Source organism: Limnochorda sp., assembly GCF_047459355.1.
Classification (GTDB): Bacteria; Bacillota; Limnochordia; order Limnochordales; family Limnochordaceae; genus Limnochorda.
Genome location: NZ_VSCV01000003.1, coordinates 52,589 through 66,273, shown reverse-complemented (window position 1 = coordinate 66,273; position 13,685 = coordinate 52,589). Strand labels below are relative to the sequence as shown.

Here is a 13,685-nt window from a genome sequence, read left to right as displayed (position 1 = left end):
CTCAGGTCACAGGGTCCAAGCGCAGACGGCACCCCAGAGGGATGGGCAGCCGCTCCGCCGCGCTGCCGCCCACCACCGCCAGTTCCAGGGTTCCCGCCGAACCGGTGACGGCCACCAGCTCCTCCGGCCGCCCAGCGCCGTAGGTCGTCACATACCGGACCTCTTCGGGTTGGAGCCCCTCGGCCCCTCCTGCCGCGTGGAACCGGTACGCCCGGGCCCCGGGGACCGGTGGCAGGTTGGTCACCAGGTTTCCGAAGCGGTCGATCTGGACCACCTCGCCCTCCCGCCCCTGGAGGTGGAAGGTGAGCCGCTCCCACACGGTGGTGCGCGGGCCCAGAAGGGCCAGGGGCTCGCCGCCGGCCAGCCGGGCGGCGGCCGGCGCGAAGAGGTCCCGGCCGTGGAACGTCTGGGAGGCGCCGGGAGGGATGGGCAAGGCGACCACCTCCAGAGGGCCGCCGTCGTCGGCTATGGCCGGCCAGAGCAAGCCATTGTCCGGACCGACGAAGAAGTACCGCCGGGTCCGGACGGCCACCGCCTGGCGTTCGGTCCCCACCCCGGGGTCGACCACCGCGAGGAAGACGCTCCCTTCTGGGAAGAAGCGATAGGATGTGAGCAGGATCCACGCGCCGGTCCGTACGGCCTGGGGCGGCACCTCATGGGTCAGATCGCACCAGCGCAGAGGCTGGGGGTACCGGGCCAGAACCCCCCGCATCACCCCGGCGTACTCACTCTGGCCAAAGTCGGAAAGGAGGACCACCAGGCCTGGCATATCCGACCTCCTTCATGCTGGGCCCCATGGGAAGCCCCTGGGCGGACTCGCGTTGACAGCCCTACGGAGCCCTGGTATAATCCGTTTGTTGCATGCACGAGACGGGGGTGGGAGCGGTGGCTTCGTTCCATCGGCGCGGGGACTGGTTTCGGTACTTCAACAACCCCTCCGACTGGACTCGCCCCGACATGGAGGCCGATGAGACCCTGGACGGTGACGTGGAAAACTTCGAGCTCCGGATCGCCTTCCCCGAACCACCCACCCGTTTCTTCCAGTCGGTGAAGACGTCCGAGCGAGGCATTGTCCTGACCCTGCAACTCCACTTCGACGACCCCGACCTCTTCGACGATCTGGTGGACGACGAGGACCCCGAGTAGCATCCAGAACCCTTCCAGCCTTTGCGGTCGAACGTCCTGAGACGCCCCGGGTGAGCCTTGGGCACCAGGCCTGTCGCTGATGAAGCTCGCCCGGCGGCCGGTTGCACCGCGTCCTACAGGCCCCCGAAGAGGCGGCTCAGGAGGACGACCACCACCAAGGCGGGGACCAGGTTCCCCACCCGCAGTTTGGCCACGCCCAGCAGGTTGAGCCCAATGGCCAGCACCAAGAGCCCGCCCGTGGCCGTCATCTCTTGGATCACCGTTTCGGTGAAGAGGCTCCGGGCCGCCCCCGCGGCCAGGCTGATGCTGCCCTGGTAGAGGAGGAGGGGCCCGGCGCTCAAGGGGACGCCCACCCCCAAGGTGGAGGCCAGGGCCATGGCGCTCACCCCGTCGAGGACCGCCTTGGTGATGAGCAAGGCCGGATCCCCCAAGAGCCCGTCGTTGATCGCGCCGACGATAGCCATGGGGCCCACCAGAAAGAGCAGGGTGGCGGTGACGAAGCCTTCGTTCACCCGCCGTCCCGGATCGAGGTGGGCCGTGCGGGCCTCAAGCCAGCGGCCGGCCCGTTCCAACCGCGCCTCCAGGCCGAGGGCCTCCCCAATGACGGCCCCCACCGCCAAGCTGAAAAGGGGCAGGAGCACCTTCTCGGTCTCCAGGCTCATTTGGAGGCCGACGAGGAGGACGGCCAACCCCACCCCTTGAAGGACGGTCTCCGCCATGCGCACCGGCAGAGCCCGCCGGAGGGCCAGACCCACCAGGCTTCCCAAGAGCACGGCGGCCGCGTTGATCCACGTCCCGGTCAAGAACCTTCCCGGACCTTGTTGGTAGAGTGAGGGGACGACGGGTCTGACGATGCAGGGAGAGGCCGCCCGGGCTGGTCAGCGGCACCGGTCAGGAAGCGGGATCCGCAGTAAGGGCAAAGGGTGACCCGATCCTCGCCTTCGGACGTGTAGCTGGCTCGCTGGCAGTAGGGGCAGATGTTCCGCTGCACCGCGAGACCTCCTTGCCAAGTTAGGCACCCATTCGACACCCTCCCTGGAAGTCCTTTCCTAAAGAAGGAGATCTTCGGTCTCGTACCGAACAACGGGCCAGCCCGGCACACGAGACAGCGGCCCGCTGCGGCGGTCCGCCTGCCGGGCGGGAGGCGACACCATGGGCCGGCGGAGGCAGACGGGTGGGAGGTCCTCAGGGGAGCGACCACCCAGGGACGGGCTCGGCGGGCACCGGCCCCGTCTCCGGGCGGCGGCCAAACCGCCGGCGGTCTGGGCTGGGGTGGACAGGCCCCAGCCGGCTCCCTACTTGGCTCCCACGTTGGAACAGGAGATGCTCACCCTAGCCGAGGCCCGACGGGGCGATGGGGCCGGGGTGATCTTCGGGTATGCAGGGCGGGATGAGACCGGGCCCTTTGTGGTGGCGGTCCGAGTCGTGCCCTTCGCCCAGGTGGAACCCTTGGAGGGCGGGGTCCGGGTGCCCCGGCCCAGCTGGTGGGCGCTCCATCAGGCATGGCAGGCCGAGTTCCCCGACCTGGAGCCCGTCGGCTGGTTCCGCATCCAACCGGGCCGGGGCACCGCGCTGGGCAGCTACGACCGCTTCACCGCCTACCAGCGCTTTGCCGACCCCCTCCAGTTCACCTGGGTTCTCGATCCCCAGAGGGGCCGGCAGGCCTTCTACGTCTGGGAGGGGTCGGACCTGGTGCCCCTCCCCGGGTACTGGCGGTGCACCCAGCCGCCCCAAGTCCCGCCCCGGCCGGTGGCCAGGACCCGCCACCCGACGCCCGTCTTCCGCCGGGCCGGGGTGCTGAGCCGCCTGGGCCGGCTGAAGCCCTGGGTGCTGGCGGCTGCGGGCGCGGCCGCCCTCTACCTCCTCCTGCCCTCGGTGCCCGCTTTCTTCCCTTCCCGGCCCCACCCGAGCGCCCCTGAGGCACCGCCTCCGGCTGCCGGCGCGCCGGCCGCGGGCGAAGGAGGAGGGGCCGGGGTGGTGCCCCTCTCGGTGGGCGGTCCCGAGCCGCCGGTCCCCGCCCCCCCGGGGGAGGCCGTTCCCTGGGGCGAGGCTGGCTCCGGGGCGGATAGGGACGCCGCGGGAGAGGTGTTCTACATCTCCTACCGGGTGGGGCCGGGCGAGACCCTGTGGAGCATCAGCCTCCGGCTCCTGGGCGACGGCAGCCGCTACCAGGAGCTGGCGGCTCTGAACGGCATCGATGACCCCCACCGGCTCGAGGTGGGCCAGGTGCTCCGGATCCCCATCGATTTGGGCGGCTCATCCAAGTGAACGGGGGAGGTCCGGCCCCGTGGGCGTTCAGGGCAGGCTGCGGAAACTCTCGGGCGGGGTGAGCACGGCGATCCGCTCGGCAGGCCAGTACCGCCAAATGGCCCGGCCCACAATCAGCTCCCTGGGAATGAAGCCCACCCTGGGATCCCGGCTGTCCTCGCTGTTGTTCCGATTGTCCCCCATGACGAAGTAGTGGCCCTCAGGCACCTTCACCTCGGGGAAGGCGTGCACCGCCCGGGTGGTGACGTACTCCTCGTGGACCGGCTGGCCGTTGATCCAGAGGAGGCCCTCCCGGATGGCCACCCGATCGCCGGGGAGGCCCACCACCCGCTTCACGAAGAAGTCCCGGGGGTTGAGGGGGTAGCGGAAGACGATCACCTCGCCCCGGCGGGGCGGCCGGAAGAGGTAGGTGACCCGCTCCACCACCAGCCGCTCCCCGCTGTGGAGGGTGGGCAGCATGGAAGGACCCTCCACGGTGAAGGCCCGTCCGACGAAGGTCATGATGAAGAGGGCCAGGATAAGGGCGCCGACGGCTGCCCGCCCGGCCTCCGCCAGCCGCGCTGGCCGGCGGTCGGCGGCGGGCAACCGGGACGACGATGGACCTGGGTTCTCAGGGTCGGTCAAGGCGGCAGCAGGCTCCTTTCGGGCCCTCACAGCTCCCAAAGCAGGCGCTCCAGCACCTGCCGGTAGACCGGGGCGTACCGGCGGAACCGGGCCTCATCCCGCTGGGCCAGGCTCTCGTCGATCTTGGCCCGCAGGTCGATGGCCAGCAAGGCCAGATCCACCTGCTCCCGCAGGATCTGCTCCATCAGGTTGGCGATGCTGCGCCGCTGGGCCCGGTGCAGGGGGAGGGCCGGGTTCGGCTCCACCACCGACTGGTACCAGGACGGGACCGCGCCGGCGAAGGCGAACCGGGCGTAGATCCGCCCCCGGCTCCGCCGCAACACTTTCAGCGCATCCATGGGCTCGGTGATGCAAACCGATCGGGACCGGTGCGTCTGGCGGACCAGTTGACCGTTGACGATGGAGACCTCTTCCCGCTCAACCGCCCCCATCTCCAGGATGAAGGGCGCCGCCTTGGAGCCGACCTCCGCCACTTCCATGGTGTTGGCCAGGAACTCCAGGCGATCGACGAAGCTGACGCGCTCGAGGAGGTCCGTATCGTGGCTCAGTGCTTGGAGGAGGAACTTGCTCATGGGGTGCTTGAGCGGCATCTGGCTAAACCGGCGGATGGCTTCACGCTTCTTCTGCATCACGCCACTCACCCCGCCTGCCCCGTTCGGGAGGATAAAGGACGCCCTTCCCCTTGCTGAGGGGCGGGCGCCTGGAAACGGCTCTCGGCCCGTTTCTGGTATGGCTGAAAGGTACCCTATATATTCTACCCGAGGGGAGACCATCCTGCCGTTGCGGCAAATGGAAGCTTCTTGCCGCCGGGAAAGAAGGCTCCCTTCCCGTTCCCGTCCGGGGCCGCGGGGGCCCCGCACCATCCCCGTCCCTTCCCCCGGGCCAGGCGGGCTCACGCCGACGGAAGCCCGTCCACCACCGACCGGGCCAGACCCGGCCGGTTGGTGATCAGGCCATCCACACCCATCTTGGCCAGCTCCTCCATCCGGCGGGGCTCATCCACGGTGAAGGGGTAGACCTCCAGCCCCTGCTGGTGAGCCGCCTCCACCAAGGGCGGCACCAGGGTGGGGTGGTAGGGGTGCAGGCTCCGGGCGCCCACCCGGTGGGCCCCCAGCCACGGCTCCACCCACGCGGCCATGTAGAGGATCCCGGTGCGCAAGTTCGGGGCGAGCTGGTGGAGCCGCAGCAGGCTGAAGTGGTTGAAGGAGGAGACGACGACCCGCTCCTCCAGGCCCCGGCTTTCGATCCACTCCACCAGGGCCTCTTCGATGCCTGGGTAGGCCGCAAAGCCCAGCTTCACCTCCACGTTGAGGAGGCGGAGGCCCCCGGCCTCCTCGGCCAGGGCCCAAACCTCATCCAGGGTGGGGATCCGCTCGCCGGCGAACCGCTCGTCAAACCAGCGGCCCGCGTCGAGCCGTTTCAGCTCCGCCAAGGTCATGGCTCCGATGGCGCCGGTGCCGTCCGTGGTCCGGTCGACGGTCTCATCGTGGCAGACCACCAGGTGGCCGTCCCGGGTCCGGTGGACATCCAGCTCGAAGCCGTCGGCCCCCTGCTCCAGGGCCAGGCGGAAGGCGGCCAAGGTGTTCTCCGGGGCCTCGGCGCTCGCACCCCGGTGGGCCAGGATCAGCGGCTTGCTCATCCTCATCGCCTCCTCGGCATCCCCTGCCCCCGCGGGGCGGCCGCTAAGGCGCCCGGGAGGGCGTGGTACTCCTCCGGCCGGTTGACGTTGGCGAAGAGACGCTCCGGTTGAAAAGGTTCCAGCCAGTCAGGCGCTGCGGGACAGGCGACCAGAGGCGCCGCCGCCCGCACCATCTGCCGTTCACCCCGCAGCAACGCGTCCAACAGGACCGGCAACGCCGTCCGGTGGTACGCCCCCGCCAGGGGCTCGGGGCCCCGGGCCCAACGGGGGATGAGGACCTGGCCGGGGGGATGGAGCTGCCCGGCCAGCACCTGGTAGTACTCGGGGGTCAGCCAGGGCATGTCGCAGGCGGCCAGGGCCACCCAGGGGGTGGGCGCGGCCGCCAGCCCGGTGATCAACCCGCCCAGGGGCCCGGCCCCGGGGAACCGGTCGTACACCCGGATCCAGTCGGGCAGGAGCTCGCCGCCCCGCAAGGGGTCGGAGCCGGGCCGGTCCAGGACCAGCAACCGGTGGGGGAAGGGGCTCAGGGCCCGGGCCGCCCGCTGGATCAGAGGTTCCCCCTCCACGGGGAGGAGGGCTTTGGGCGCCCCCATCCGGCGGCTCTGCCCGCCGGCCAGGAGGACCCCCGTCACCTCCGCGAGGGGCACCCCGCCCACGCCCCTTCCCCCGCCTCAGGCCCGGCCCAGGAGCCGGCGGGCCTCCTGGGCCACCCGGGCCGCGGTGAAGCCGAAGTGGGCCGCCACCTGCTCGCCGGGACCGCTCTCGCCAAAGGTCTCCATGGTCACCATGCCGTCCTGGGGCCGGACCAAACGCCACCAGCCCCGGCCCACCCCGGCCTCGATGACCAGCCGCGGGGCCTCCTCGGGGAGGACGTGGCGCCGGTAGCTCTCCGGCTGCTGTTCGAACCGCTCCCGCCAGGGCACGGAGACCACCCGGCAGGGGATGCCCTCCTGCGCCAGGAGGTCGGCCGCTTCCAGGGCCAGGGCGACCTCCGAACCCGTCGCCACCAAGACCAGCGCCGGCGGCTGCCCTTCGGGTTCGAAGCGGACCACGTAGCCGCCCCGGCCCACCCGGCTCTCGCCCGGTTCGAGGCCCGGAGGCTCGGGCAGGATGGGCAGGTTCTGCCGGCTCAGGATGAGGGCGGTGGGGCCGTTGGTCCGCCGCAGGGCCTCCAACCAGGCGTCGGCCGTCTCGTTGGCGTCCGCGGGCCGGATGACGGCCAGGTTGGGGATGAGGCGGAGGGACTCCAGGTGCTCCACCGGCTGGTGGGTGGGCCCGTCCTCCCCCACCCAGATGGAGTCATGGGTGAATACGTAGACCACCGGCAGGCCCATCAGGGCCGAAAGACGGACCGCGTGGCGCATGTAGTCGGAGAAGACCAGGAAGGTGGAGCCGAAGACCCGCAGGCCTCCGTGAAGGGCCATGCCGTTCAGGATCGCGCCCATGCCGTGCTCCCGGACCCCGAAATGGAGGTTCCGGCCGCCGTACTGGCCGCTTTGCACCGGCTCGTACCCGTCGAGGTAGGTCTTGGTGGAGGGGGCCAGGTCGGCGGAGCCACCCACCAGGCAGGGGAGCTCCCGGGCCAGAGCCTGGAGCACCTGGCCGCCCGCGTTCCGGGTGGCGACCGCCTTGCCCCCCGGCTCGTACCGGGGCAGGCGCGCCGCCAGATCCGGGGGCAGCTCTTGGCGGAAGGCCTCATCCCACGCCTGGCGCAGGTCGGGGTAGGCCTGGGACCAGCGCTCGAAGAGCTCCTGCCACTCCTGCCGGGCCGCCGCCCACTGGGCCCGCCGGGCCTCAAAGAATTGGCGGACGGCCTCGGGCACGAAGAAGGGGGTCTCGGGCCAGCCCAGGTCGGCCTTCAGCTTGGCGACGGCCTCCTCGCCCAGGGGCGCGCCGTGGACCTCCGCGCTCCCCTCCAGGAGGCTGTACCGGCCGATCCGGGTCCGGGCGACGATCAGGCTGGGGGCTGCCTCCTCGGCCCGGGCGGCCTCCAGGGCCTTCCGCAGGCCGTCCAGATCGTAGCCGTCCACCTCCTGCACGTGCCATCCGTAAGCCAGGAAGCGGGCGGCCACATCCTCGCTGAAGGCCAGATCGGTGCTTCCCTCAATGGAGATCTGGTTGGCGTCGTAGATGACGATCAGCCGCCCCAACCCCAGGTGCCCCGCCAGGGAGGCCGCTTCTGCCGCGACGCCCTCCATCATGCAGCCGTCGCCGGCCAGGCAGTAGGTGAAGTGATCCACCACCGGGAAGCCCGGGCGGTTGAACCGGGCGGCCAGCATCCGCTCGGCCAGGGCCATCCCCACCGCGTTGCCCAGGCCTTGCCCCAAAGGTCCGGTGGTCGTCTCGACCCCCGGGGTGCGGCCGTACTCGGGGTGGCCCGGGGTGGCCGACCCTAGCTGCCGGAAGCGTTCGATCTCCTCCATAGGCAGATCGTACCCGGTCAAGTGGAGCAGGGCATAGAGGAGCATCGACCCATGCCCCGCGGAGAGGACGAACCGGTCCCGGTTGGGCCAGGCTGGATCTGCCGGATCGTGGCGCATGGTCTCGGCAAAGAGCAGGCTGCCGATCTCCGCCGCGCCGAGAGGCAGGCCGGGATGCCCCGACTTGGCCTTCTCAATGGCCTCGGCGGCCAGAACCCGCACCGTGTTGGCGACTTGTTCGAGGATCTGGTTCTCCACCACTCTCCCTGCACGCCTCCTCCAACGCCCTCACCATCGCCGCAAGGCCTTCTGGATCTTCCGGGCACAGGCCTGAGGATGGGCCCGCACCTCCCGGTTCTGAAAGCGGAGCAGCCGGTACCCGCGGGCCCTCAGGCTCTCCTCCTTGCGCCGGTCCAACTCCCGGCGCTCCCGGGAGAGGTGGGTGAAGCCGTCCACCTCCACCACCAGCTTCTCCCGGGGCCAGAGGAAGTCCACCTCCCAGGGCCCCAGCCGAGCGTTCCGCTCAAAGCCGGTCACCCTGGCCCGGATCAACGCTCGGGCAAGTTCGTCTTCATAGGGGGAACGGGCTTGGTGGTCCCAGATGCCGGAGCCGCGAGCACGCCGAGGACGCTGGACCGGGCGGTCGCCGGCCAGGTATTCCAGGCCGTCGGGTTCCCAGTCTCCGTGGGTTCCTCCCCGATCACGCCACCCCTCGTGCTGCCGGGCCCACTGGCGGAAGCGAGCCCGATCCCGCTTCGCCCTTCTGGACACGATCCACCCTCCGCCCCGACCTACCTCCCGCTTCACCACCTAGGCTGGCCATTCCTCCCAGGCCCGTCGCGCCCACGAACCGTTGGCTGGTGAACCGCCCACCGCCCCTTCCCACCCAATCCGAACCTCCTTTGGATGGACCCTTCCCCGCCGGGGTGTCACCATGGTGGGGTGATGGCCGGTGCGATCTCCACGGAGCGAGCGCCTCATCCTGCTGGCCGCCGGGCTCCTGGCGATCCTGGGCCTGGCCGGCGCCCTGCTCACCCAGGACCTGGGGCTCCGGGCCGTCTGGCTGCTGGCCGCCTCGGCCGGCGGCGGGCTGGCCTGGGCAGGGGAGCGGCGCGCCCGGCGCCGGCAGCAGGCAGCCCTGGAGGAGGCCGACCGGCGGCTCCACCAGGTCAGCCGGCAGCTGGACGAGGCTCACCGGGCCACCGCCCGCTTCCTCTCCACCATGGGCCACGAGCTGAAGACCCCCCTGCACGCCATCCGCGGGTACGCCCAGCTCCTCCTGGGGGAGGCGGGCGGTCCCCTGACCCGGAGCCAGCGGGAGGACGTGGAGGCCATCCTCCAGGCGGGGGATCACCTCTTGGAGCTGATCGACACCATCCTCTCCTTCACCCGGACCGGTGAGGAGCGGGAGCCCCTCCACCTGGAGCCGCTGGACCTGGTGGAGGTGGTGGGCCGGGCCTGGGATCACGTGAGCTTCCTGGCCGAGCAGCGCCGGGTCCGGCTGCGGCTCCTCGCCCCCCGGCAGGTGCGGGTGGTGGCCGATCGGACCAAACTGCGCCAGATCTTCATCAATCTCTTTCACAACGCGGTCAAGTTCACCCAGGACGGCGTGGTGCAGGTCCGGCTGGTCCCGGGCGATGCCCTCACCCTCATCGAGGTGAGCGACACGGGCCAGGGGGTGGAGCCAGACCTCCTGGAGCGGATCTTCCAACCCTTCGTCCAGGGGACCGGTAGACGGGAAGCCAGTTCCCAGGGGCTGGGCTTGGGGTTGGCTGTGGTCCGCCGGTTCGTCCACCTCCACGGTGGCCGGGTCTGGGCCGAGGCGGGCCACCGGGTGGAGGGGGAGGCCCGCCCAGGAGGAACCACCTTCGTGGTCCAGCTCCCCACCTGGGGACCGCCGGCCGGGGACGCTTCAACGGAGGAGGCGGGCCTTGGTGCGGATTCTGGTCGTGGACGATGACCCCCGCGCCCTTGCTTTGTTGGAGAAGTTCTTGCGGAGCCGGGGCCACCAGGTGATCGCGGCCCGCGACGGCTCCCAGGCCATCACCCAGTTCGTCGCCCACGATCCCCAGCTGGTCCTCTTGGACGTGAACATGCCCGAGCGGTCGGGCTTCGACGTGCTGGCCGAAATCCGGGCCACCTCCCAGGTGCCGGTGATCATGGTGACCGTCCGGAACACGACGGAGGACAAGGTCCGGGGCTTGCGGGCCGGCGCGGACGACTACGTCACCAAGCCCTTCGACCTGGACGAGATCGAGGCCCGGATCGAAGCGGTCCAGCGCCGCTACCTGGCCGACGCTCCCGAAGGCCAGGTGGAGGTGGGCCCCTTGCTCATCGACCACGATGCCAAGCGGGTCCTGGTGGAAGGCCGGGAGCTCCGCCTCTCCCCCAGGGAGTACCAGGTGCTGGCCGTCTTGGCCTCCCAGCCCGGGCGGGTCCTGGCCCCGCCGGAGATCGCCCGCCGGGCCTGGCCTCGGGACGAAGGGACGTCCGACGATGTGGCCAAGTACGTCTACCTCCTGCGCCAGAAACTCCAGGCCGCCTGCCCCGGCCTGGAGCTGATCCACACCGTACGGGGCTTCGGCTACCGGCTCGAACCTCCGGGAGACGGGGACGAAGGAACTGGCACCCAACTTGGACCCGGCCCCCGGTGAGCTTCCATGGTCTGGATGGCCACTCCGTGCCAAACTCACGGTGCGACGTCCTGCTCGACGGCACCGTCGCACCGCCTCAGAGGCGGCATCCCGCGGGTACGGACCCGCGCCTTTCGGAGGGTGAAGCAATGGAGAAGGTGCGCAAGTGGCTCACGTTCCGGATGTGGGCGTCCGGTGTGGCGCTGACGCTCCTCAGCCTCCTCCTCGCGTCCGCGGCCTCGGCCCAGGTTGAGGAGGCTCGGGCCTTGGTGGAGGCGGCCCTGGCCGCCCCCGACGCGCAGGCGGTGGTCAACCTCCTGGAGGGACCGGGCGGCGCGTTCTATGACAGCACGCTCCTCACGGAGGGCGACGACGGGGTCGGCCTCATTCCCCACCTGGAGGCGGCCACGGGCCTGAACGCTGCCGACTTCGCCGGCGGGGCCTCGGTGGAGAGCGACGACCCCCTGGTGCAGGCCCTCGCGCTCGCGGTCGCCGTCGATGAGGCCCTGACGGCAGCCCTGGCCGGGGGTGACGGGGACCCCGCCGCCGTCCTGGCCGAGCAGGTGGCGGCCTTGGAGACCATCCGGGCCCTGCTGGCCGACGTTTGAGCCCATCATCCGTCCCGCAGGCCATCGGGGCAGCCTTCCGGGCGCGAAGGCTGCCCCGTTCTTGCCTAGCCAAGTCCCCGTGGGGGCTGTCCGGTCCTCGCTCAATCGGGGTTCTGGCGCCTCCCGGGCTCCCGCCCGGTGAAGAGCTCCCGCAGAGAAACGCGGCGGTCCCGTAGGACGTTCCGCCGGTAGGCGTGGCCCGCGAAACGGGCGGCCAGGATGATGGCCACCAGGGTGAGCCCCACCCCCGCCGCGAGCTGGCCCAGGGGCACGGAACCGGTCACCAGCCGGGCAAAGAGGACGAAGGGGGTGAAGCAGGGGATCAAGGAGCCCGCCACCGCCAGGGAGCTTGCCGGGGCCACCCACGCCCCGAGGGCGATGGCGAAGCCCAGGAGGATCAAGAAGAAGGGGAGGGTCAGGGCCTGGTTGACCTCCTCCGCCCGGGCGACGGTGCTGGCGAAGGCCGCGTAGACCAGAGCGTAGAGGGTGTACCCCAGGAGGAAGAAGAGGGTGAAGGCGGCCAAGATGGGCGCCGGCAGGATCCCCGGGGAGAAGGCCAGCTCCTCCAAGCCGAGCCAGCGGCCGATGGCGGCCACCAGCCGGGGGCCCGAGACGAGGAAGCCCACCAGCATCCAGACGAGGACCTGGAGGAGCCCCGCCCCGCCGATCCCCACCACTTTGCCCACCAGGATCTGGGTGGGCGGCACCGCACCCACCAAGAGCTCGGCCACCCGGCTCTCCTTCTCCTGGATGATGCCCATGCTGATGGCATTCCCGTACAGGGTGATGGCCATGACAAGGCCCACGAGGAGCAGGGTGCTCACCGCCTCCCGCACCGCCCGCGGGACGGGGTCGGCCCCAACCCGCGGGAGGAGGCGGACCTCCAGGGGGACCGGCTGCTGGAGGGCGGCCACCACCTCCGGCGCCACCCCCAGGGCGCGGGCCCGGCCGGTCCAGACCACGGGCGCCACCAGCTGGCGGAGGAGAGGCTCCAGGGCCCGCTGGGTCGTGGCCAGGGTGAGGCTGGCCTGGAGGCCTTCCGGTCCCGGGACCAGCTCCAACCAGCCGTCGATCTCCGCGTCTTGGACCCGGGCGTCGGCCGTGGTTTGGCCGGCCCGATCCAGCTCCGCGCCGATCCACTCCAGCTGGAGCGCCGCGCCCGAGGCCCGCGGGGCCGCCTGCCCTTCCAGGGCCTGGAAGAGCTCCCACGGTGCGGCCACGAGGATCCGGGCGGGCGACCCGTCCCCCACGGAAGGGCCGGTAAGAGGGGCGATAAGCACAGGGGTCCAGGCGAGAGCCGCGAGGAGCAGGGCCCCCACCACGGTGACCACCCGGTAGGGCCACCCGCCGGTGACGGCCCGGAACTCCCGCCGGGCGATGACCTGCCACGGGCTCATGGGGCGGGAACCCCCTCGCCCACCAGCTCCAGGTAGAGCTCCTCCAAGCTGGGCGGGCCCACCTCAAAACGCTCCACCTGGCCCACCTCCAGGGCCTGGCGGAGGATGGCCTGAGGATCGATCCCGCCCGTCACCGCCACCTCCAGGGACCGGCCGGCCCGCTTCCCGGCCCCCAGGGCCGGCACCCGCTGGATAAGGGCCTCCATCTCCTGGGGGCCGGCCAGGGTCAGGCGCAGGACCCGGCGCCCTGAAGCGGCCAGCACCTGGTCCCGGGAACCAGCCAGCACGAGCCGCCCCTCCTTGATGAGGCCCAGGTGGGTGCAGAGTTCCTCCACGTGGTCCATCCGATGACTGGAGAAGAGGATGGTGGTCCCCCGGGCCCAGAGGTCCAGGACCGCCTCCTTGAAGCGCTGGACGTTGACGGGATCCAGGCCGCTGAAAGGCTCATCGAGCACCAAGAGCCGGGGCCGGTGGAGGACCGCCGCCAGAAACTGGACTTTGACCCGGTTCCCCTTGGAGAGCGCCTCCACCATCTTCTCCGCTTCGGCCCCCATGAGCCGTTGGAGCCAGAGCTCCATCTCGTGCTCCAACTGGGGGCCCGTCACCCCGCGCAAGGCAGCAAAGAAGCGGAGCTCCTCCCGGACCGTCATCCGGGGGTAGAGCCCCCGCTCCTCGGGCAGGTAGCCGAACTCCCGGGTGGCCACCTCCCGGACGGGGCGGCCCTGCCAGGTGATGGCCCCTTCGTCCGGCTCCAGGATGTGGAGGATCATCCGCATGGTGGTCGTCTTGCCCGAGCCGTTGGGGCCGATCAGGCCGAAGATGGCCCCCTCCTCCACGGTGAGGTCCAACCCGTTCACAGCCTGGACCCGCCCAAACCCTTTCCGCACTCCTCGGATCTCCAGCACCGCCGCTCCCCTCGCCTCCTCACCCCGCCCCCGTCGCCCAGGGCC

At 71.0% G+C, this 13,685-nt stretch carries 15 protein-coding genes; 5 read left to right on the top strand and 10 right to left on the bottom strand.

All coding sequences use genetic code 11. The features are described from left to right. Nucleotide 1: 1 nt before the first annotated feature. Nucleotides 2–769, bottom strand: a complete 768-nt coding sequence (locus FWJ67_RS02410; RefSeq protein WP_304172636.1) for an S-adenosyl-l-methionine hydroxide adenosyltransferase family protein — start codon at nt 767–769, stop codon at nt 2–4. A 116-nt stretch (nt 770–885) separates the two neighbouring features. Here FWJ67_RS02410 and FWJ67_RS02405 point away from each other — a divergent pair, with 116 nt between their 5' ends. After that, nucleotides 886–1,146, top strand: coding sequence for a hypothetical protein (locus FWJ67_RS02405; RefSeq protein WP_304172635.1), 261 nt, complete (start codon nt 886–888; stop codon nt 1,144–1,146). A 113-nt stretch (nt 1,147–1,259) separates the two neighbouring features. Here the strand turns inward: FWJ67_RS02405 and FWJ67_RS02400 are convergent, their stop codons facing one another. Continuing rightward, nucleotides 1,260–1,949 carry a DUF554 domain-containing protein gene (locus FWJ67_RS02400; protein ID WP_414481949.1) on the bottom strand — a complete coding sequence of 230 codons (690 nt, stop codon included), beginning with the start codon at nt 1,947–1,949 and terminating at the stop codon, nt 1,260–1,262. A 496-nt stretch (nt 1,950–2,445) separates the two neighbouring features. On the opposite strand from FWJ67_RS02400, the gene FWJ67_RS02395 reads away from it, so the two are divergent. After that, on the top strand, nt 2,446–3,414 hold the full coding sequence (locus tag FWJ67_RS02395; RefSeq protein ID WP_414482553.1) for a LysM peptidoglycan-binding domain-containing protein: 969 nt from the start codon (nt 2,446–2,448) through the stop codon (nt 3,412–3,414). A gap of 27 nt (nt 3,415–3,441) precedes the next feature. On the opposite strand, the gene lepB is transcribed toward FWJ67_RS02395, so the two are convergent. From lepB to FWJ67_RS02365, 6 genes are all read right to left on the bottom strand, one after another. Beyond that, a complete protein-coding gene (gene lepB / locus FWJ67_RS02390) occupies nt 3,442–4,068 on the bottom strand; it encodes a signal peptidase I (RefSeq protein WP_414482552.1) in 627 nt (208 codons plus the stop codon). Then, entirely contained in the window at nt 4,065–4,667 is a 603-nt protein-coding gene (locus tag FWJ67_RS02385) for a YpiB family protein (RefSeq protein WP_304172631.1), read from the bottom strand. The genes lepB and FWJ67_RS02385 overlap by 4 nt, the downstream gene beginning before the upstream one ends. Nucleotides 4,668–4,930: 263 nt before the next feature. Beyond that, on the bottom strand, nt 4,931–5,677 hold the full coding sequence (locus FWJ67_RS02380) for a glycerophosphodiester phosphodiesterase (protein WP_304172630.1): 747 nt from the start codon (nt 5,675–5,677) through the stop codon (nt 4,931–4,933). Between the two features lie 2 nt (nt 5,678–5,679). Then, entirely contained in the window at nt 5,680–6,333 is a 654-nt protein-coding gene (locus FWJ67_RS02375; RefSeq protein ID WP_304172629.1) for a molybdenum cofactor guanylyltransferase, read from the bottom strand. A 15-nt stretch (nt 6,334–6,348) separates the two neighbouring features. Further along, nucleotides 6,349–8,355, bottom strand: coding sequence for a transketolase (gene tkt / locus FWJ67_RS02370; protein ID WP_369686558.1), 2,007 nt, complete (start codon nt 8,353–8,355; stop codon nt 6,349–6,351). Between the two features lie 30 nt (nt 8,356–8,385). Then, a complete protein-coding gene (locus tag FWJ67_RS02365; RefSeq protein WP_304172627.1) occupies nt 8,386–8,868 on the bottom strand; it encodes an endonuclease domain-containing protein in 483 nt (160 codons plus the stop codon). Between the two features lie 181 nt (nt 8,869–9,049). Here FWJ67_RS02365 and FWJ67_RS02360 point away from each other — a divergent pair, with 181 nt between their 5' ends. The 3 genes from FWJ67_RS02360 to FWJ67_RS02350 all read left to right on the top strand — a co-directional run bounded on the left by FWJ67_RS02360 (nt 9,050) and on the right by FWJ67_RS02350 (nt 11,338). Continuing rightward, complete coding sequence (locus tag FWJ67_RS02360) at nt 9,050–10,057, top strand: sensor histidine kinase (RefSeq protein ID WP_304172626.1); 1,008 nt, start codon at nt 9,050–9,052, stop codon at nt 10,055–10,057. After that, a complete protein-coding gene (locus tag FWJ67_RS02355; RefSeq protein ID WP_304172625.1) occupies nt 10,032–10,751 on the top strand; it encodes a response regulator transcription factor in 720 nt (239 codons plus the stop codon). The genes FWJ67_RS02360 and FWJ67_RS02355 overlap by 26 nt, the downstream gene beginning before the upstream one ends. Before the next feature lie 128 nt (nt 10,752–10,879). Beyond that, a complete protein-coding gene (locus FWJ67_RS02350; protein ID WP_304172624.1) occupies nt 10,880–11,338 on the top strand; it encodes a hypothetical protein in 459 nt (152 codons plus the stop codon). Between the two features lie 101 nt (nt 11,339–11,439). On the opposite strand, the gene FWJ67_RS02345 is transcribed toward FWJ67_RS02350, so the two are convergent. Further along, on the bottom strand, nt 11,440–12,735 hold the full coding sequence (locus FWJ67_RS02345) for an ABC transporter permease (RefSeq protein ID WP_304172623.1): 1,296 nt from the start codon (nt 12,733–12,735) through the stop codon (nt 11,440–11,442). Beyond that, nucleotides 12,732–13,640 carry an ABC transporter ATP-binding protein gene (locus FWJ67_RS02340; RefSeq protein WP_304172622.1) on the bottom strand — a complete coding sequence of 303 codons (909 nt, stop codon included), beginning with the start codon at nt 13,638–13,640 and terminating at the stop codon, nt 12,732–12,734. Before FWJ67_RS02340 ends, FWJ67_RS02345 begins: the two co-directional genes overlap by 4 nt. Nucleotides 13,641–13,685 lie beyond the last annotated feature (45 nt).

What these genes read in the sequence shown, in the direction of transcription:
- FWJ67_RS02350 (WP_304172624.1), top strand. Translation starts at nt 10,880, where the DNA reads ATGGAGAAGGTGCGCAAGTGGCTCACGTTCCGGATGTGGGCGTCCGGT.
- FWJ67_RS02385 (WP_304172631.1), bottom strand. Translation starts at nt 4,667, where the DNA reads ATGCAGAAGAAGCGTGAAGCCATCCGCCGGTTTAGCCAGATGCCGCTC.
- FWJ67_RS02345 (WP_304172623.1), bottom strand. Translation starts at nt 12,735, where the DNA reads ATGAGCCCGTGGCAGGTCATCGCCCGGCGGGAGTTCCGGGCCGTCACC.
- FWJ67_RS02380 (WP_304172630.1), bottom strand. Translation starts at nt 5,677, where the DNA reads ATGAGCAAGCCGCTGATCCTGGCCCACCGGGGTGCGAGCGCCGAGGCC.
- FWJ67_RS02410 (WP_304172636.1), bottom strand. Translation starts at nt 769, where the DNA reads ATGCCAGGCCTGGTGGTCCTCCTTTCCGACTTTGGCCAGAGTGAGTAC.